12 protein-coding genes and 1 pseudogene are annotated in these 19,186 nt (G+C 45.6%); 9 read left to right on the top strand and 4 right to left on the bottom strand.

Annotated elements, in window-relative coordinates; translation table 11 throughout:
- Positions 1–58 precede the first annotated feature (58 nt).
- The 3 genes from QUA71_RS19125 (at position 59) to QUA71_RS19135 (ending at position 3,232) form a co-directional block, all read left to right on the top strand.
- Positions 59–1,153 (top strand): type IV pilus twitching motility protein PilT, encoded by a 1,095-nt coding sequence (locus QUA71_RS19125; protein ID WP_190660384.1) that lies wholly within the window; start codon positions 59–61, stop codon positions 1,151–1,153.
- Positions 1,154–1,247: 94 nt separating this feature from the next.
- Positions 1,248–2,375 (top strand): type II secretion system F family protein, encoded by a 1,128-nt coding sequence (locus QUA71_RS19130; protein ID WP_333287357.1) that lies wholly within the window; start codon positions 1,248–1,250, stop codon positions 2,373–2,375.
- Positions 2,376–2,617: 242 nt separating this feature from the next.
- Positions 2,618–3,232, top strand: coding sequence for a hypothetical protein (locus QUA71_RS19135; protein WP_190660379.1), 615 nt, complete (start codon positions 2,618–2,620; stop codon positions 3,230–3,232).
- A 355-nt stretch (positions 3,233–3,587) separates the two neighbouring features.
- Here the strand turns inward: QUA71_RS19135 and QUA71_RS19140 are convergent.
- Both QUA71_RS19140 and QUA71_RS19145 read right to left on the bottom strand, forming a co-directional pair.
- Positions 3,588–3,894, bottom strand: a pseudogene (locus QUA71_RS19140) (saccharopine dehydrogenase-like oxidoreductase); the annotation flags it as partial.
- 197 nt (positions 3,895–4,091) lie between these two features.
- Entirely contained in the window at positions 4,092–6,494 is a 2,403-nt protein-coding gene (locus QUA71_RS19145) for an NACHT domain-containing NTPase (RefSeq protein WP_333287359.1), read from the bottom strand.
- Between the two features lie 158 nt (positions 6,495–6,652).
- Between QUA71_RS19145 and QUA71_RS19150 the strand changes: the two genes are divergently transcribed.
- Positions 6,653–7,306, top strand: coding sequence for a hypothetical protein (locus QUA71_RS19150; RefSeq protein WP_333287361.1), 654 nt, complete (start codon positions 6,653–6,655; stop codon positions 7,304–7,306).
- 243 nt (positions 7,307–7,549) lie between these two features.
- Positions 7,550–9,208, top strand: coding sequence for an ABC transporter substrate-binding protein (locus QUA71_RS19155; RefSeq protein WP_333287363.1), 1,659 nt, complete (start codon positions 7,550–7,552; stop codon positions 9,206–9,208).
- 177 nt (positions 9,209–9,385) lie between these two features.
- Here QUA71_RS19155 and QUA71_RS19160 read toward each other — a convergent pair whose 3' ends face one another.
- Positions 9,386–12,193, bottom strand: a complete 2,808-nt coding sequence (locus QUA71_RS19160; RefSeq protein ID WP_333287365.1) for a DUF4347 domain-containing protein — start codon at positions 12,191–12,193, stop codon at positions 9,386–9,388.
- A 267-nt stretch (positions 12,194–12,460) separates the two neighbouring features.
- Between QUA71_RS19160 and QUA71_RS19165 the strand changes: the two genes are divergently transcribed.
- A complete protein-coding gene (locus tag QUA71_RS19165) occupies positions 12,461–13,471 on the top strand; it encodes an ABC transporter permease (RefSeq protein ID WP_333287367.1) in 1,011 nt (336 codons plus the stop codon).
- Between the two features lie 11 nt (positions 13,472–13,482).
- On the opposite strand, the gene QUA71_RS19170 is transcribed toward QUA71_RS19165, so the two are convergent.
- A complete protein-coding gene (locus tag QUA71_RS19170) occupies positions 13,483–13,893 on the bottom strand; it encodes a hypothetical protein (protein ID WP_333287369.1) in 411 nt (136 codons plus the stop codon).
- A gap of 520 nt (positions 13,894–14,413) precedes the next feature.
- Here QUA71_RS19170 and QUA71_RS19175 point away from each other — a divergent pair.
- From QUA71_RS19175 to QUA71_RS19185, 3 genes are all read left to right on the top strand, one after another.
- Positions 14,414–16,282 (top strand): efflux RND transporter periplasmic adaptor subunit, encoded by a 1,869-nt coding sequence (locus QUA71_RS19175; protein ID WP_333287371.1) that lies wholly within the window; start codon positions 14,414–14,416, stop codon positions 16,280–16,282.
- A 142-nt stretch (positions 16,283–16,424) separates the two neighbouring features.
- Entirely contained in the window at positions 16,425–17,642 is a 1,218-nt protein-coding gene (locus QUA71_RS19180; RefSeq protein ID WP_333287373.1) for an ABC transporter permease, read from the top strand.
- Positions 17,643–17,832: 190 nt separating this feature from the next.
- A complete protein-coding gene (locus QUA71_RS19185) occupies positions 17,833–19,053 on the top strand; it encodes an ABC transporter permease (protein ID WP_333287375.1) in 1,221 nt (406 codons plus the stop codon).
- The last annotated feature ends 133 nt before the right edge of the window (positions 19,054–19,186 follow it).

Below are 19,186 nucleotides of genomic sequence, written 5' to 3' on the forward strand. Positions count from 1 at the left end.
GACTGTTAACTGAGCTAGATTGGTCAATAACTATAAATTTGATCGAGGAGAGGTATCTATGGGTCTGATGATTGAAGACGTACTGGAGTCCCTGGTAGAGCAAGGGGGTTCGGACATACACATCCAAGCGGGCGCGCCTATATTCTTCCGAGTCAGCGGTAAACTAACTCCTCAGACGCAATACGGCGACATTCTGTCTGCTGAGGAAGTGCAGATCCTAATTTTCCAAATGCTCAACAATATGCAGCGCAAGCAGTTGGAAATGGAGTGGGAACTCGACTGCGCTTACGGGGTTCGGGGATTGGCTCGGTTCCGCGTCAATGTCTACCGGGAGCGGGGTGCTTGGGCTGCTTGTATGCGGGCTCTGGCTTCTAAGATTCCTAATGCAGATGCTTTAGGCGTGCCGCAAATTTTGCGGGATCTGACGGAAAGACCCAGGGGTATGCTGTTGGTGACGGGACAAACGGGTTCCGGGAAGACTACTACGATGGCGGCTTTGTTGGATCTGGTCAACCGGACGCGGGCGGAACACATTCTCACAGTTGAAGATCCGATCGAATACGTGTTTCCTAATATCAAGAGTTTGTTTCACCAGCGCCAAAAGGGCGAAGATACTAAGAGCTTTGCTAATGCGCTGAAAGCAGCTTTGCGCGAAGATCCTGATGTAATTCTGGTGGGGGAAATGCGGGACTTGGAAACCATCGGTCTGGCAATTTCGGCTGCTGAAACGGGTCACATGGTGATGGGAACGCTGCACACTAATTCGGCGGCTGCAACGATCGATCGGATTTTGGACGTGTTCCCCCCCATTCAACAACCCCAGGTTCGCGCCCAGGTGTCTAACTCTTTGGTGGGAATTTGCAGCCAAAATTTGGTAATAAAAGTTGGGGGCGGCCGCTGCTGCGCTATGGAAATCATGGTGAATACTCCAGCTATGGCGAACTTGATCCGGGAGGGCAAAACTCCCATGATTTACTCCCAAATCCAAATGGGGGCGAAATTGGGCATGAGGACGATGGAAATGGCCCTCGCTGAACTTTACAAGAGCGGTAAAGTCACTTGGGAATCGGCAATGGCCAAGGCTTCTAAGGCTGACGAACTCGAACGCTTGATCGGCCCGGCACCTGTTGGCGCCAAGGTAGGAGCTCATTAATTCAGTCGGCAGTCATTAGTCAGGAGTCGGCCGACTGAATTAATGACTGATGACTGATGAGTCATAAATTTTAATAAATTTTCAGAGGTGAGCTGTGGCTACCAACGTTATCCGCGAAAAACCGAAAGGTGGCTTTGATTTCAGTAAGATTCAGGAGCAAATTGAGTATAACCTTACCAGTCTTACTGTTAAGGATATGGCTATTTTTGCTCGTCAGTTTGCGGCTATGTTTAATGCAGGGGTGGCGATCGTTAGATGCCTTTCTGTGCTGCACGAGCAGTGTTCTAATGCTAAGCTGAAGCGAGCGCTCAGGAGCATGAATGCTGACGTGCAGGAGGGGATAAACTTGGCAGAGGCGATGGCTAAGTTTCCTGATGTTTTTGACCAACTGTTTATCAGTATGGTGGCGGCAGGAGAAGTCGGGGGGGTGCTAGATGAAACCCTAGACCGTCTGGCAGTGATGATGGAAAAAAATCACAAGACGGAAGCCGAAATTAATTCGGCGATGTCTTATCCGAAGACTGTGTTGGGCATCGCGGTCGTGGTTTTTTTCGCAATGACCATATTCTTGCTGCCAACTTTCGCCAAAATCTTTAATGATATTGGTGCAGATTTGCCGGCTTTTACAGTGTTTATGTTGGGAATTAGTGCATTTTGTACGGCTTGGCCTCCGATCCAACAGATAACAGTTATTGGGGTAATTATAGCGCTCAAAATTGCCTTCGATATGTACTACAAAACTCCAGTAGGTCACCTACAAATTGATAAGATTGCGCTGAAATTGCCGGTGTTTGGAGATTTGATCGAAAAATCGGCGGTGGCTCGGTTTTGCGTGATATTTGGGTCGCTGACGCGATCGGGGGTGCCGATTCTCAATTCTTTGGAAATTGTGCGAGATGTGGCTGGAAATCAGGCGATATCTAATGCGATCGAATATGCCAGACAGGAAATTCAAGGCGGCGGCATGATCAGTATTGCTTTACAAGAACAAGCTGTTTTTCCGTCTTTGGCCATTCAAATGATGGCAATTGGCGAGGAGACAGGGGAACTTGACAAGATGCTGATGAAAGTTGGCGCTTTCTACGAAACAGAAGTGGAAGAAGCAGTAAAAGGACTTACCAGTATGCTAGAACCTCTGATGATTGTTCTCGTCGGTGGTATCGTAGCTTCGGTTTTGCTGTCGATGTATCTGCCGATGTTCTCCGTGTTTGACAAGATGTAAAAAAGGGCTAAATTAGTTATTAGTTATTAGTTAGTACCAATTAACGCCTAACCAATGACTATTTCAATCGTTCCCAGGCTCTGCCTGGGAAGACCTTTGGAGGGGGCACAGCCTCGATTAAAAGGAGAAAACAATTTGGAGGCTCTGCCTCCAAATCTTCATTACCAAGGTCTTGCTGGTAACGAGAAGCGATGGATTAGCAATTAGCAGCAATTAGTAATTACTTATTATTTGGTTTGAAAATGTCTGTTAAACAATCACATTACGAGGCCTTACTAGCAGAGTACAGCGAATCTTCTGCCGCGATCGCCCTGCTGAAAAAATATCGCGTTTACATGGAAATGATTCCCAGTATCCGCCGCGCCCATGATAGTTTAATCACAATTCCTTTGCCAATTGCGCGCTTGCGGGACGGAGTTTCTTATGCGGGAAGGGGCGGCACTAGCATATCGCCGGGGCAGGCAGTTTGTTTGCCGTGCGATTTGGCCATTTTGATGTGCGATCCTGAATGGAAAGTTAAGATTGGAGTGGAAATTTTGATTTTCATTCATCGTCCGGGCGAAGAGTTTTCTGAGTTGCTCGGCCGCTGGCGACAGTCTCAGGTTTGGCTGGATAAAGGTTACGAATGGGTGATGCCGTACCGCTACAGCCATATTTACAGCGATGAAGCTGAGGCTGTTCATCCCCTATTTGTTTTGTTTGACGAAACGCCGGAACTGATTCAACGGGGTTTGATGGCTGCTGGTTTGCCGTTTGTGGTGGAAAGTTTCGACTCTGAGATTGAGGAAGTAGAGGAGGAAGAGTTTCTGGGTAGCGGGGAACTGGGAAGTATTGGTGAAGAGAGTTTTGATTTGTAGGGTGGGTGCGATCGCATATAGCCATCCTATTGCTTGATGTAAAGTAGATTTTTTTCAACCAACCGTAGAGGGCGCCCTTGGCGCAGAGAAAGAGAAAAGAGAGAAATATTGATGTTTGCGAATCCTAAATCGGGTTGTTATATGCAGATATTCAAAGATATTTTTGGTGTGAAAAGGAATGTTTATGCTCCACAGGTAGATCGCATTTCAAACAATCGAATTAATCCATCGCTTTGCCATTTGTGACCCGCCCAAAAACCGATACAAGCCCCCGACGTGGTGGAGAGATTAAAATTTTAGACTCTTGTTCAAGCTCCCAGATTCATGGAGTAAATCTAAAATCTAAAATCTAAAATCGAATGACCCCTCTAGCTGGGCCGCAAACGTTGGCTTTCATGCTGGTTGGGTAGCCTAATGTAAAGGTGTGAGTTGAGATTTTGCCCTCGAATGAATGTGCGATCGATAATTTGGACGTTGGTGCTCAGGGGTTTTTTGCAATTGCGGGTATCGACGACGCCGCCGAGTGTGACTCGATCGCGATCGCAAATTCCCGCCAATTCCAACATGATATCATCGGCGTGTCCCATATTTTATAGCTTCAATAAACCGTCGGTGGTATCTAACAGTGCTTCCACTTCTGCATCAGTCATCGCTTGGGCTTTTGGTACGTCATTCACGGGGCTTTCTTGAGAGCGGACAATTTTTTATGATCTATCAATAGGGGACACGTGAAGAATATATTTAGATTCTGTTTGGTTTGAATATAGCCAGGGCTTACGCAAAGGTACAGCTAGATGACTTAAAACCCTTGCCATCCCAGCGATATGGATGTACCCCGCTGAATTAAGAAACGCTATATTTAAGTAGATGTGGGTTCTTGTTGTCTCCACTTTTCAATCTCATCTTTTGATAACAATAACGTCTCCTCAATCTCTTTTCGCACTTTAGAAGATACATGAGCAGTATCACTATTAAGACAAATAACTAGCAACTTATTTGCATCATGATACTGTAGTAGCACATCCTCCGTATTTTCCCTGAAGATCCAAGCGTGACCTATATTTCTATAGTTGATAATCTGTTGCCTTAATTTATCGGCGAAAATGGCACTGTTTTCTGTGATCCAATCTAAATAGTCACCTTTGCTTGCCTCTTCTGTATTTTTTTGAATTTTAAGTTCGTCAAGAGTTTGATGTAGAGGGCAATCGCTATCAAGTAACCTTGATAATTCAAGAGCCTCCTCTAAATCAACTGAGTCAATGTCGCCCTGGCGTAAATCATTAAAAACCCTCAACAGGTATACATCTATCGCTGTTTCCTGATATCTAAGGAAGTTAAATTCTTCTTCCAAATTAAGAAAAATAAAATTATACTCCTTTTTTAAGTCTTCTGCAAATTGCGAGGGAAATAGATCTTCTAAAACATAGAAAATGTATGGTCTACAAGCAAATTCCAAATAGAAAGCGCGTATAGCTGCTTTTTTATAAAACGATACATAGGCTGTGCTTGATTTTATGTTAAGCCAACTGATAAAATTATGTAAATCTTTATCTAAATCTAGAAGTCGATCGATCTGTAGCTTCATTAAGCGTAGCAGATTATCGGCAGACGGCAACATCTCAACAGCCAGTAAAAAGACCTCACGCCAACGTGGCTCCGTAAGGTGACAAGCCAGCTTTTGCAAAGCTTGTGGATCAGAATTGCTAACAAGTGCCCTAGCCGTGAAATACTCTTGAAAAGTTAAGTGAGAGAAAGAGTAGATTTTTTGCGCCCGTTCCACCAATAACCCATGTTGCGCCTCAATGGACTTCACAACCATCTCACTATCCAGTTGCAAAGCCTCCGGGCCGTTTTGAGCATCGGGCAAATTGCGGATGTAATCAGAAATATCCTGTTCGAGTTGTTTCTGTTTAAAGAAATAGTCTCCCCGCTCAAAGGTAGTCAGAGCAATTTGACTCAGTAAATCTTTCTTGTGCTGCAATGATAAATTTTTATAAATCTGCTCTCGCTCTATTTTTCGGGTTTCATCCCATCTTCTCAGCAGGATATCCACTCCTTCTTCATAAAGTTCCCAACGATTAACAGGGAATTTGGCTGATTCTTCAAACACCCAACATAACAGCGTTAGCAGTAACGGAGTTGTTGCCAGTTCTCGAATCCGGTCATTTTCCATAAGCTGTTCAATAAATTCTTCGGCTTTGGCAGGTTCTTTACTCTGAAACCATTTCTGGGCAAAGGTATCAATCTGCTCGTCATCAAAATCTGCGACTTCAACCTCTGTAAACTTCTCAAAAGTATAATCTTCTGCTGCAATCCGGCAACTTATTACAAAGTGATTCGTGCGAAACTTGTCTGAAAAATCGCGAACTTGCTTGATGACACGGTTGTTATCCTCATCTTTTACTTCATCCAAACCATCGAGTAAAACCATTGTTTTACCGTGCTTCAATAGCACAGCTATTTGTTCAGCCGAGACATCACAATCAGAAAAAATCTGGATGATGTATTCCAGTAAGCTCGGTTTTCCTTCTGTTTCTGCAAACGGCTTGAGCTCGATAAAAATTGGGACGCGATGAGATTGAAAGTTACCTTTATTGCACTGGATTGCTAAATGCTTCAAAAATGTAGTTTTTCCCGAGCCTGGCTTACCCAACACCATTAATTTAGGATGGTTTTCAACTGCTTTTAGTCCTGGTATTCGTGGTTCAGTTACTTGGCCAAGTCCGAAGCGATCGAAGTTTTCTGAATTACAGTCTTGCAACAGTTCATCAATTTCGCGCCGCCGATAACTGGTAATTTTTTCCAGAATGTTGACGTTGGTGTAGAGGTCACTTACGTCAAGGCGTTGCGACCTAGTGGGCGATCGCATTGTCCCACATTGGTCTTGAATCATCTCGCGGCAATTCTCGCGTACCTCTTGCACCAAGTCATCAATATCCCAGCTATTATCCAGTACCTTCTCAACTAGCTCAGGTTCAACATCTTGGGGTGGAGGAGGATTACTCTGCTTTTTCTCCTCTGGTTCAAATTCAATATTTTTGGGCAGGTAAGCAATATCTTGCCACTCTAGGCCGAGCTTGAAGCAGATTTCTTTGAAGTAGCTGTGGTCAACAGTCTTGCCACCAAGAAATTTACCAATTGGCTGACGAGTAGATAGACCTACCTCGTTTGCCAGTTCCTGTTGTGTCCATCCTGTACCCTCAAAAACCCTTTTTACCTTTTTTAGTTTTTCTGGATCTACCCGAAGCGTTTTTCTTGCCATACCCTAACTACATACTTTATATCCACTTTAACCGAGTCTTTTGAAACCCATACCTAAAATAATACCCAAAATCATACATTTGGAGAACCTTATCCGAACTCAATCTCAGACACTGACCCTCGAAGCTAGTTGATGTAGTGATTTAACCCTCAGAATTTATGAAAGGAACCTACATCAATGGACGCTTTTACTACCAAGGCAAAAATGGCATTCTTCTACCACCAGTTACCACAATACTTAAGGCTACACAGCCGATTGAGTCTGTAGCTGCTCTTTCTAATTGGCGCAAGAAAGTAGGGAACACAGAAGCAAATCGCATTGCTGTAACCAGCCGTCGCCGGGGAGAACTATTGCATCAGTGGGTTAAGGATTATTTGCAAGGGCTATCTCCCACTGCTTCCAGCCTAATTCAGCCCTATTGTTATAGCGTTCAGCCTGTACTGGAGAAACTTAGCGATCTCCAGTTGGTCGAGACTGTTGTGCCAAATTATGTGGAAGGATACGCCGGGAAAGTTGATTTAGTTGCCCGTTATCAAGGTGTTCCGTGTACTATTGAGTGGACAACTGCTGAAGAACCTAAAATGCGATTAGCAAAACTCTACGACAAGCCTTTACAGTTAGTGGCTTATGGTGGGGCAATTAATCGATGCTATGGTGAAAGTCTGTTTGGTAATAAAATTGTTAATGCTTTGATTGTTGTGGCTCTTCCAGGTGAAGATGCGGAAATATTTGTGTTGGAACGCCAACAATTGCTGGAATACTGGCAGAAGTGGTTGAAACGGCTAAAGTTTTTTGGAGAAAAAGCTGCTTGATAGGTTCAGAAATAGTTAGGATAGAACTGGAGTTTACCAGTTCTATCCCTAACTATGTTTAGGGTCTTGTTTTTGGGCGGATGGTGTGGCTGAGCCGCGAGTGCTTGTGACAGTTGCGTAAGTCCTGATAGAATTTATTAAATTAACCGCAGAGAGTGCAGAGTTCGCAGAGGGAAGAGCCGGGGAGAATTACCATTTTATTATTACATGAGTGCAGTTTGCTAGTAAACGGGAGCTATTGAGATGAAATTGTTAAAATTATGGCGTTTGGTTTTATTAGGTTTATTTTTTGGGATGGCTGTAATTTTATCAAATTGCGGCACTCCTTCAAACACGGTTAGCAATAATTCTCCAACTCCGACAACTCCTGCTGCGGTTCCGGCTGGGGCTTTAGTTTACGGTGCGGGCGGGCCGCCGGTCAATCTGGAACCGGGAAATATTACTGATGGCAATTCGGTGGTTGTTATCGACCAAATTTACAATCGCTTGACTGATTTCAAACCGGGAACTGTGGAACTTGAACCGAGTCTGGCTACTGAATGGTCAAGTTCTAAAGATGGTAAAACTTGGACTTTTAAATTGCGTTCCGGGGTAAAGTTTCACGACGGCACGGATTTTGATGCGGAAGCTGTTAAGTTTAATGTGGATCGCTGGTGGGATGCGAAAAATCCTAACGGTTTTCGAGAAGCGGGCAAGAATTATCCGATTTGGAAAGATCTTTTTGGCGGGTTTAAGGGAGAAAAAGATTCTTTAGTAAAAGATGTGGCGGTTGTTGATAAGTCTACAATTAAATTTGTTTTGAATCGACCTTTTGCTGCTTTTCCGTCGGCGATAGGTTCCGCTTATTTCGGGATGGCGAGTCCGGCGGCGGTGAAAAAAGCGGGTGCTAAGTACGGCACTCCGGGGTCGCTGGCGGTGGGTACGGGGCCTTTTGTGTTTAAGGAATGGCGATCGGGCGATCGCATTGTTTTGGAGAAAAATCCGAATTATTGGAAAACTGGCACGCCAAAAGTCAATCAATTGGTATTTCGCTTTGTTGACGACCCGGCGGCGAGACTGGCTCAGTTGCGAGCAGGACAACTTGATTTTACTGTGGATTTAACGCCGGATCAATTGAAAGAGGTTCAAGCAGATCCTAATTTAGAAGCTGTTGTGCGACCTTCTTTTAATGTCGGTTATTTAGGGTTAAATCCGAGTTACGAACCTTTGTCAAAACCGGAAGTCAGGCGGGCGATCGCCCAAACAATTAACAAGCCAGCAATAGTCAAAGCTTTCTGGGGAGAACTCGGAAAACATGATTCGCAATTTATCCCGCCTGCGCTGAATTGGGCGGCGTCTGATAAAGTTAAAGATTATGAATTTAACCCGCAGCAAGCTAAAGCAATGCTCGCGAAAGCCGGTTATCCGAACGGTTTTGATTTGGATTTGTGGTATATGCCCGTCAGCCGTCCCTATTTTCCCACGCCGAAGCCGATTGCTGAGGCTTTTGCGGCGGATTTGAGCGCGATCGGGATTCGGGTAAAATTGCTGACAAAGGATTGGTCTGCTTATTTAGCCGATCGGGTAAAACCTCCCGGATTTCAAGCTTTTATGATGGGTTGGATTGGAGATTACGGCGATCCAGACAATTTTTATTATCCTCACTTCGGGCCTGGTTCCACGGGGGATTTGGGAAATTGGAAAAATCCGAAAGTTCTGGAACTTTTGGATCGGGGGAGGGCCAGTGGCGATAAAGCAGCTAGGGCGAAAATTTATGCGGAAGTTAGCCAGATTTTGCACGAGGAAGCTGTGCGTTTGCCGATCGTACATTCGCAGCCGCTTTTAGGCAAACGCAAGAATATTCAAGGTTGGATTCCGAGTCCTTTGGGGTCTGAGTCTTTTGAGGAAGTGAGCAAAAATTGAGAAGTTAGAGTGAGATGCAACAAATAGGGTGCATCTCAGTTTTGCAAATATATTCGTAGGGGCGAAGCATTCCGGCAGTAAATCTCTGGTTCTCATTAATAAATTGCCTGCCGAAATGCTTCGCCCTTCCAAAAGTGAGATGCACCCTACAGATAGAGTTTATGCGTAAGTCATGTTTTAGAGGAAAGTGAAGTCGGCAGCATTAATTTGACTCGCCGATATCGTGCTCAGAGATGCCAAGATTTCTCCTGTTGGCACAAACCGGATTAAAGTTGCACTGTTACTTTGAGTAATTGCTAATTGAGAGAAGGTGATACCGCTAGCAAGTGTGAGCAAATCTTTCTCGTCTTCAAAATCTAAAATGGTATCTGTTCCGACATCAAGTCCTAAGAGGAATCGATCGCTGCCCAAACCTCCAATTAAACAATCATTTCCCAAGCTGCCAAATAGGGTATCATTTCCCTGACCGCCGTAGAGAGTATCATTCCCTTCACCGCCAATGAGACTGTCAGAAGCGCTCGCGCCAAATAAAACATTCTCACCGTTACCCGCAAGCAAAGTATCATTGCCCTTGCCACCGTAAAGCGTATCATCCCCGTTGCTACCTTCGAGAAAATCACTTCCCTGATGACCATGCATCCAATCATTGCCATCAAGACCACTGAGGGTATCGTTTCCCTGTTTACCGCTAATGGTATCGTTGCTGCGATCGCCTGGAAGGAAATCGTCGCCATCAGTACCGATAATTGGAGAAGAGTTGGACAGCGGTGTCGGTGTGACAGAGGGCGTTGGTGTTGATGTCGGAGTGGGCGTTGACGTGATTGAGGGCGTTGGTGTGGATGTCGGATTAGGCGTTGGCGTTGGTGTCGGAGTGACGGATGTCGTCGGTGTTGGCGTCACAGATGGCGTTGGTGTCGGTGTGACAGATGGCGTTGGTGTTGATGTCGGATTGGGCGTTGGCGTGACAGATGGCGTTGGTGTGGATGTCGGATTGGGCGTTGGCGTTGGTGTCGGAGTGACGGATGTCGTCGGTGTTGGCGTCACAGATGGTGTCGGAGTGATTGAGGGCGTTGGTGTTGCCGTAGGAGTTGGTGTGAAAGTAGGCGTCGGCGTTGGAGTGGGAGTATCTGTGGGAGTAGGGGTTGGTGCAGGCGTTGGGCTGGGAGTGGGAGTAACTGTGGGAGTAGGGGTTGGTGCAGGTGTCGGGCTTGGTGTGAGAGTAGTACCAATGTAACGAGCAAGAGCAAACTGACCACCAGCTACGCCTGCCACCACAATTTTACTGTCTGACTGGAGAGTTACTGCGGTAGCAAAGAAGTTATTAGGGCTGCTCGTGATGGGAATTGGGAATTTGGTAATTACTTTACCGCCAGTGCCAAAGGTATTATCCAAGCTGCCGTCGCTGTTGTAGCGGACGGTGGCAGAATCATTACCGACTCGTCCTACCGCGATAATTTTGCCATCTAGTTGCAGAACTAAATCCCCAGCCCAATCGGAACTTTCAAAATTTGTGGTTACTTTGCCACCAGTTCCAAAAGTCGTATCCAGAGTACCGTTACTGTTGTAGCGGGCAAGAGCAAAGTCTGAATTTGAAAAATAGCCGGTGGTTCCTAGTACCACAAATTTGCCGTCAGGCTGAAGGAGTATGCCATAGCCCATGTCACCAAAGCCAAAGTCGGTAGTAACTTTACCATTACTGCCAAAGGCGGTATCCAGAGTGCCGTTGCTGTTAAAGCGGATGACTTCAAAGTCACTATCACTTGTCGGCCCTGCTCCTACGAGAATTACGAGAATTTTGCCATCAGCCTGAAGGACTGCATCCACGGCCGAGGCGATCCTATTATCATTGGCAGTTACCTTGCCACCATTGCCAAAGGTGGTATCCAAAGTGCCATCGCTGTTATAGCGGGCAAGGGCATAGCGGTTAACCTCGCCGACGGTGGTGAGTTTCTGGTTACTACCACCCACCGCAACAATTTTGCCATCGGGCTGAATAAGTGCGACATAAGCAAAGTCGCTCCCGCTAAAATCTGTGGTGACTGTGCCACCGATTCCAAAAGTTGTATCCAGACTACCATTTAGGTTATAGCGAGCAACCGCAAAGTTTTGATTGACGTTCCCCACCATTACAATTTTGCCATCAGGCTGAATTGCTAGTCCACTAGAGCTGGCTGTCAACCCAAAATCTGTAATTACTTTACCACCTGTCCCGAAGTTGGCATCTAGACTGCCGTCATTGTTGTGGCGAGAAATGGCAAAATTACCGACATCAGTACTCCCTCCCACAACAATTTTGCCGTCCGATTGGATAGCTACGTCGCTGGCCCAGTCCCGGCTGCCACTAACACTTGTTGTTACTGTTCCGCCAGTGCCGAAGCTGATATCTAAGTCGCCCGCAGCAAAAACTGCTTGGTAAGTTGCCATTACATCTGGTTCAAATACCAATTGTGTTTTAATTTCTCCTGTTCTCACTTCCAGTTCCCAGTCGCCACCTTTGGCTGCACTTCCGGTAGGATTGCCAGATGCGGCGATATTTGCACCTGTGAGGGCGGCAATGCGTTGGAGGAAGGGAACCTCTCCTCCCCTGGGAGGAGAGGGGGGTGTCAATCCCCCCATATCCTTGCAGGAGAAGGGATTGGGGGTGAGGTCAGATGCTACGCTGCAACCGTAAATTAGGATGTCTGCATCTAGAGTTAAAGCGTGTCGCCATTGCTGCAATTGGTTTTCGTAAGTTTTGAGGTTATCCAAACACAGTCTTGTTTTGCCGAGTTGCAAATTGCCTGGGCTGCCGTGGGAAATTAGATGAATACTGTCAACATTGGTGTGAGTTGCTAAGACTTGAGTGATTTGGGCGATCGCATCTCCTGTTGTTTCCAGAACCACCACCTCTGTTCCTGGTTTTACTCCTGCAACTAGACTTTGATAATTTTCTACTTGAGTGTCGATAAATGCGATCGTGCGTGCTGATATTGTTGAGGAAGGCATAATACACCTCACAAATTAGTTTATGTCACCAAATGCGTACATTGCAGTTAAAGGTGAGATCGCTCGTTTTTATCGAGTGCGATCGCCTGCAAGATTCACCCAAAATAAAATCAATCTTACAACAGCCTATGTCTGCGTCAGTATGTGCGTAAGTATGTCACTGTTGATCAAAATATCTTCTCTTTTGTTCCTCATACTTTACCTAAATTTACTTTTATATTCATATTCTTGTTCTCAAATCTCAAATCTCAAATCTCAAATCTAATTATGGCTAAATATATTCTTAAACGTTTGCTGGGACTATTGCCAGTCCTTTTCGGAATCACTCTGCTAGTATTTATATTTTTGCATTTGATACCAGGAGACCCAGCTACAGTGCTTTTGGGAGAACGGGGAACTCCCGAACAAGTGGAAGCTTTGAAAGCAAGGTTGGGTCTGAATCAGCCTTTGCCTTTGCAATATTTGGCTTTTTTATGGAGTTTGCTGCGCTTTGATTTGGGAAATAGCATTATTAGCGGTATTCCCATAATTGATGAAATTAGAAGTCGCTGGCCTGCTACTTTTGAACTCTCTGTGGTGGCGATGTTGGTGGCACTTTTTATCGGTATTCCGGCGGGGATTTTGGCTGCTGTTCGGAAAAATAGCTGGCTAGACAATCTCGCGATGAGTGGTTCGCTAATTGGGGTATCTTTGCCAGTGTATTGGTTGGGATTGATGTTGATTTATTTCTTTGCTGTTTATCTGAAATGGCTGCCTCCTAGCGGGCGGATTAGTGTAGATTTGGGGTTTAGTTTTAAGTCGATTACGGGTGTTTATGTTTTGGATGCGTTGCTGAGATGGGATTTGGCGGCTTTGCGGGATGCGATCGCCCATTTAATCCTGCCAGCTTTGACTTTAGGAACTATTCCTCTGGCTATTATAGCTCGCATCACTCGTTCGGCGATGCTGGAAGTGCTTTCTCAAGATTACATCCGCACTGCAAGGGCTAAGGGATTACCGGAATATTGGGTGATTTTGAAACACGCTTTGAAAAATGCCTTTTTGCCGATCGTCACAACTATCGGTTTGCAGTTCGGCACTCTTTTAGGTGGCGCTATTCTGACGGAAACGATTTTCTCGTGGCCGGGAATTGGTTCTTGGATTTATACGGGTATTCTGACGCGGGATTACCCAATTGTCCAAGGAGGAGTAATTTTTGTGGCTGTAACTTTTGTACTGATTAATCTGGCGGTTGATATTTCCTATGCTTTTTTCGATCCGAGAATTCAGTACCGTTAATGAAAAGGAAATCAGACACGAAATGCTTGTTTAACATCCGGCTGCTGCAGGTAGTAAATGCTAGCCACTGCAAAACCCAGAGTTAAAAAATTGACTGCTGTACCGCCGCGGCCAAACATTCTAACAATTTGCACGATGGTGGCGATGATATGGACAATTAACGTTCCCGTCCAAGCCCAATTTTTGAGTTGAAACAAACCCCAAGTTAAGAGTAAGGAGAGGAAACCTAAAATAAAACTTATCGCAGCAAAAATTCCAATGAAGCCGCCGATTGCAGCCCCAATTTTTGCCCCGCCGAAAGCCGCACCGAGACCGCCAAAAATGCCTGGCAAAAGTAAGATTAACAAGCCCTCAAGCAGACTGAAAATGCTGCTAATTAGCTGCAATATTGCCAGAACTGTAACGCTTTGAGGACGATTCATTGTTTTGATTTTCCATTTTTAACGGATTTGAAAAATATTTTAACCTGTTGTGGACACAGGGCGGATATGTATTCAGGACTTACGCACTGCTACCCGTGAAAGCGGGTTTATGAGAATAAATGTGTCCCTACTGTGTGGTTGCGAAATTCGCACTGGCAGATCCCGCTGCGATCGCTAACACGAGTCCGCAATAACCTAGTGACGGTCGATCGCACGCTGTCATATCCCACTGCGATCGCTTGTGAGAAGCGCGCGCCTAGATCCCAAAAACAATATTATCTGCTAAAATATATTTTTATTTGCCAGCAGCCAGGAGCGATTCAGTTTGGGCCCACCTCTTTAGGCTGAAAAAACTTAACATTATTTAATAAGTTGCAACGATTGGCTATAATTGTTTACAGGTGCGGGTTGGGGAACTTTTTTTAAATCACCCGATCGGATGAGTCTGAAAGACGATGCCAAGCATCAGCAAAAATTTTACCTTTAAAGGTAATCCTGAGATTAAATTAGGTGAGTCGGTATGATCGTTAGCCCTAAAAAGGAAACTGCTCAGGTCAAGGTGGAAGATACTCAGACTGTAGACACCAAGGCCGCAGAGACCAAAATTGCAGATAACAAAACCGCCCAAAAGCAGTCTCCGAAGAAACCCGCGCGCAAACCGCAGCGGTGGGCGATTGGGTTGGTTGCAGCCGGGTTGCTAGCTGTACCGACCACCATATATATAGCAAAAAGTCGATCGCAGCCGAAAGTAGATGCGATCGCCACTATGACAGTGCCGGTGGAAGCGCAAAACCTCACGGTACGGATCACGTCCAGCGGCACCGTGCAGCCCGTACAGCGCGTGAATCTCAGCCCCAAAGGCTCCGGCCGGATCGCAGAATTATTTGTCGAACAGGGCGATAAAGTCGAAGCAGGACAAATCGTGGCTCGCATGGAAAGCCGCGATGTAGAAGCTCAACTAGCTCAAGCTAAAGCCCGCGAAGCCAGCGTGCGAGCTAAACTGGCAAAAATCGAAGCAGGAAACAGATCGGAAGATATCGCCAGCGCCAGAGCGCGCTTAGAGCAAGCCGAGGCCAGTCTCGCGCAAGTCCAAGCGGGGAGCCGCGTGGAAGAAGTTGCAGGAGCCAGAGCTCGCTTGCAGCAAACTCAAGCAGGTTTGCAACGACTGCGAGCAGGCAGCCGCGTTGAAGAAGTCAGCCAAGCGCGAGCTCGTTTAGCCCAAGCTCAAGCTCGTTTAGCAGATGCTCAAACCGGCAGTGTCAAACAAGAAATTGCCCAAGCACAAACGCAAATTGACTCGAGTAAAGCCCAAGCCGAACTAACCGCTCAACGGGTAGAACGCAATCGGCCGCTAGTGGAAGAAGGTGCTCTGGCTAAAGATAAACTGGATGAACTGATCAAAGAAAATCGCACTGCCCAAGCTAAATTAATAGAATCTCAAAGACGCCTGCAACAACTGCAAGAAAGTCGGGAGTCGCAAATTCAGCAACTGCAAGCTGCTGTGCAAGTCGAGCAGCAAGCATTGAAGCAATTGCAAAACGGCACGCGCTCCGAAGAAATTGCTCAAGCCGAAGCAGAAGTTGCCGAAGCAAAAAGCAAATTAGCGCAAGTAGAAAACGGCAACCGTCCAGAAGAAATCGCCAAAGCCGAAGCAGCAGTTGCTGAAGCTAAAAGCCAATTGGCGGCACAAGAAAACGGTTCTCGCCCGGAAGAAATAGCTCAAGCTCAAGCTGAATTAGCCGAAGCTCAAGCGCAAGTTCGCTTTCAAGAAGTGCAGTTAGAAGATACGAAAGTTCGCGCTCCTTTTGCTGGAGTTATTACCCAAAGATACGCGATTCAAGGAGCTTTTGTAACTCCGGCAACTTCGGCATCGGAAGCTACTTCGGCAACTTCGACATCGATTGTCGCTTTGGCTAAAGATGTGGAAGTTTTAGCGAAAGTCCCGGAGGCTGATATCAGTCAAATTAAACCGGGCCAAGAAGTTGAAATAGTGGCTGATGCTTATCCAGATAAAGTGTTTAAAGGTCGCGTTAAATTAATTGCGCCGGAAGCTGTTAAGGAACGGGATGTGACCCTATTTCAAGTTCGAGTTGCCATTGATACGGGCAAAGATTTCTTGCAATCGGGAATGAACGTAGATTTGAGATTTGTCGGTCAAAAGCTGAGCAATGCTTTAGTTGTGCCGACGGTGGCAATTGTGACTAATAAAGGTCAAACGGGTGTGCTAGTTCCTGATGAGAAACAACAGCCGAAGTTTAAGCCTGTTACGGTTGGCTCGACTATTGGCAACAAGATTCAGATTTTAGAGGGTGCAAAAGCGGGCGATCGCGTTTTTACCGAACTTCCTCAAGGTAAAAAATTAGAGGATATTATCAAGAATCAGAAATAGGGCATGGGGCAGAGGGCCGAGGGCATTACGAATTGTGAATGGCAAATTGGTTGTTTGTTATTTGTTATTTCATGATTGCTCCTTTTTCCCTCTTCCCTCTTCCTTCTTCCTTCTTCCTTCTTCCTTCTTCCTTCTAAAAATTATGGATATTGTTGAAAGCGTCAAAATGGCCGTCACAACTTTGATGGCAAACAAGCTTCGCAGCACCTTGACGATGTTAGGAATTATCATAGGCAATGCTTCTGTCATTTCGATGATCGGTATCGGGGAAGGAGCTCAAACATTTATCGAGGGACAAGTTAACTCTCTGGGTTCAAACTTGCTATTTATTATTCCCGGCAGTCCTGAAGCGCAAACCCGCCCGGTGATTCCGCCCCAGACTTTAGTAGTGGAAGATGCAGAGGCGATCGCATCTCAAGTTGCTTCTGTCCAAGAAGTCGCACCAACTCTCAATGATAGTCAACTCGTTACCTACCGCAATAAAAACGTTTCCTCTTCCATTGTCGGAACTACCCCAGAATTTCTGACAGTTAGAAGCTTTGATGTCGGTCAAGGTCGATTTTTAAGCAAATTAGATTTAGAAAGACAAGAAAATGTGGTTGCTTTAGGATCGGAAGCAGCAGAACAATTATTTGGCAATACACAGCCAGTGGGTCAATACATCCGTATCAAAAACTCGACCTTTCAAGTGATTGGAGTCATGCAGGCAAAAGGTTCCAGCTTTGGGGACAATCAAGATATGAACGTTTATTTGCCGCTGACAACAATGGCAAATCGAATTGTTGGTCGCTCGTCTCCATACGGTACAAAAGTAACATTTATTTCGGTGGCTATTAAAGATGAAACTATGATGCAAGCAGCCCAATTTCAAATAGAAAATCTGCTCAGATTGCGTCATAAAATTACTAAAGAGGATGATTTTACTGTCCGAAATCAGAAAGATTTGATGAAGACTTTGGGCAGTATTACTGGTGCTTTGACGTTGATGTTGGCTTTCGTGGCGGCAATTTCACTGTTTGTCGGCGGCATCGGGATTATGAATATCATGCTGGTTTCTGTTACCGAACGCACGAAGGAAATTGGGCTGAGAAAGGCGATCGGAGCATCTCCGCAGGATATTCTCATTCAGTTTATGATAGAGGCTGTGATTTTGTCGGCGGCAGGCGGGGCGATCGGCACTGGATTCGGTATCGGAGGCGTGCTTTTGGTCGCTGCTTTTACTCCTCTGCAAGCTAGCGTTTCCCCAGTGGCGATCGCACTTGCAGTCGGTGTTTCCGGCAGCATCGGCTTATTTTTCGGCATCGTACCTGCAAAACAAGCTGCTAAATTAGACCCGATTGTGGCATTGAGAAGTGCTTAATTAGTTGGTTGACGGTTGGCTGTTGAATGTTGACTGTTGACTCTAGTAATTAGTTATTAAGTGTGTCATTTTCGCTGTGCGTCGCAATCCCAATGCCCTGGGATTTTGACGCACAGCAAACAATGATATAGGGCTTTCTTTCTTCTTTATTCTTTCTTCTTCCTTCTTCCTTCTTCCTTTTTAACAAATCATGAATTTTATTGAAAGCGTCAAAATGGCAGGCCAAACACTACTAGCAAACAAAACTCGCAGCAGTTTAACCATGATTGGCATGATTGTGGGCAATGCCTCAGTAATTGCAATGATTGGAATTGGGCAAGGAGCTCAAAAATTTGTAGCAGCAGAAGTTCAATCCCTCGGTACAAACGTATTAATCGTGAGGCCGGGAGTACCGAACGCTAGGCGAAGTGCCATCTCAAGTGCGCCTCAAACTCTCGTACTGCCAGACGCTAAAGCGATCGCAACTCAAGTCCCCTCCGTTCAAGGCGTGTCAGCAGAACTTAACAGTTCCGAAATAGTTCGCTACAGCAACAAAAATGTTTCGGCTCTAATTTTTGGCACGATTCCAGAATTTCTAGAAGTCAGAAGCTTTGAAATGGCAAAAGGGCGGTTTTTGACCGATCTCGATGTCAGACAAAGTAACCAAGTTGTGGTTCTCGGTTCAGAATTGACCGAAACACTGTTTGGCAATGCTAACCCCCTCGGCGAACAAGTGCGGATCAAAAATGTCAGTATGGAAATAATTGGAGTATTGGCGCCCAAAGGGACATCTTTTGGTACGAATTACGATAATTCGGCTGTTGTGCCGATCGCCACAATGGCCAATCGCATAGTCGGGCGCAAATCTCCCTACGGTTTGGCTGTCACGTCGATATTTATTTCAATTAAAGATGAATTGCAAATGGACGCAGCGCAATTTCAGGTAGAAAACCTGCTGAGATTGCGGCACAAAATTACTACCGAAGATGATTTTAATGTCAGAAATCAAAAAGATTTAATGGCAAGAATGGGGGCAATTTCCGGCGCTTTGACTCTTATGTTAACTGCTGTTGCCAGCATTTCCCTATTAGTCGGCGGCATTGGGATTATGAACATTATGCTGGCCTCCGTCAGCGAACGTACCCAAGAAATCGGGCTCAGAAAGGCGATCGGCGCATCCCAACAAGATATCTTGTTTCAATTTATTGTCGAAGCTGTAATTTTGTCGGCTGCCGGAGGGATAGTCGGTACTTGCGTAGGTGTGGGCGGTATCTTGCTTGTAGGTAATTTCACGCCCTTGCAAGCTGGTATTTCGCCCGTGGCGATCGTCCTTGCTGTCAGTGTATCCGGTGCAGTTGGCCTCTTTTTCGGCGTTGTCCCCGCCCGCCAAGCCGCCAAACTAGACCCGATCGCAGCCTTGAGAAGTGCTTAATCAATATATACTTACTCAGTTACACAATCCCCACCTTTTATGAAGGTAAAAATTATATGGCTCTACATAAAAAAAAATGTTTTTTTGTAAAATTTTAACTAAGTTGCAGTATGGGAGGCAGTTTTAAGGACTG

Source organism: Microcoleus sp. MON1_C5 (assembly GCF_036701875.1).
GTDB lineage: Bacteria > Cyanobacteriota > Cyanobacteriia > Cyanobacteriales > Microcoleaceae > Microcoleus.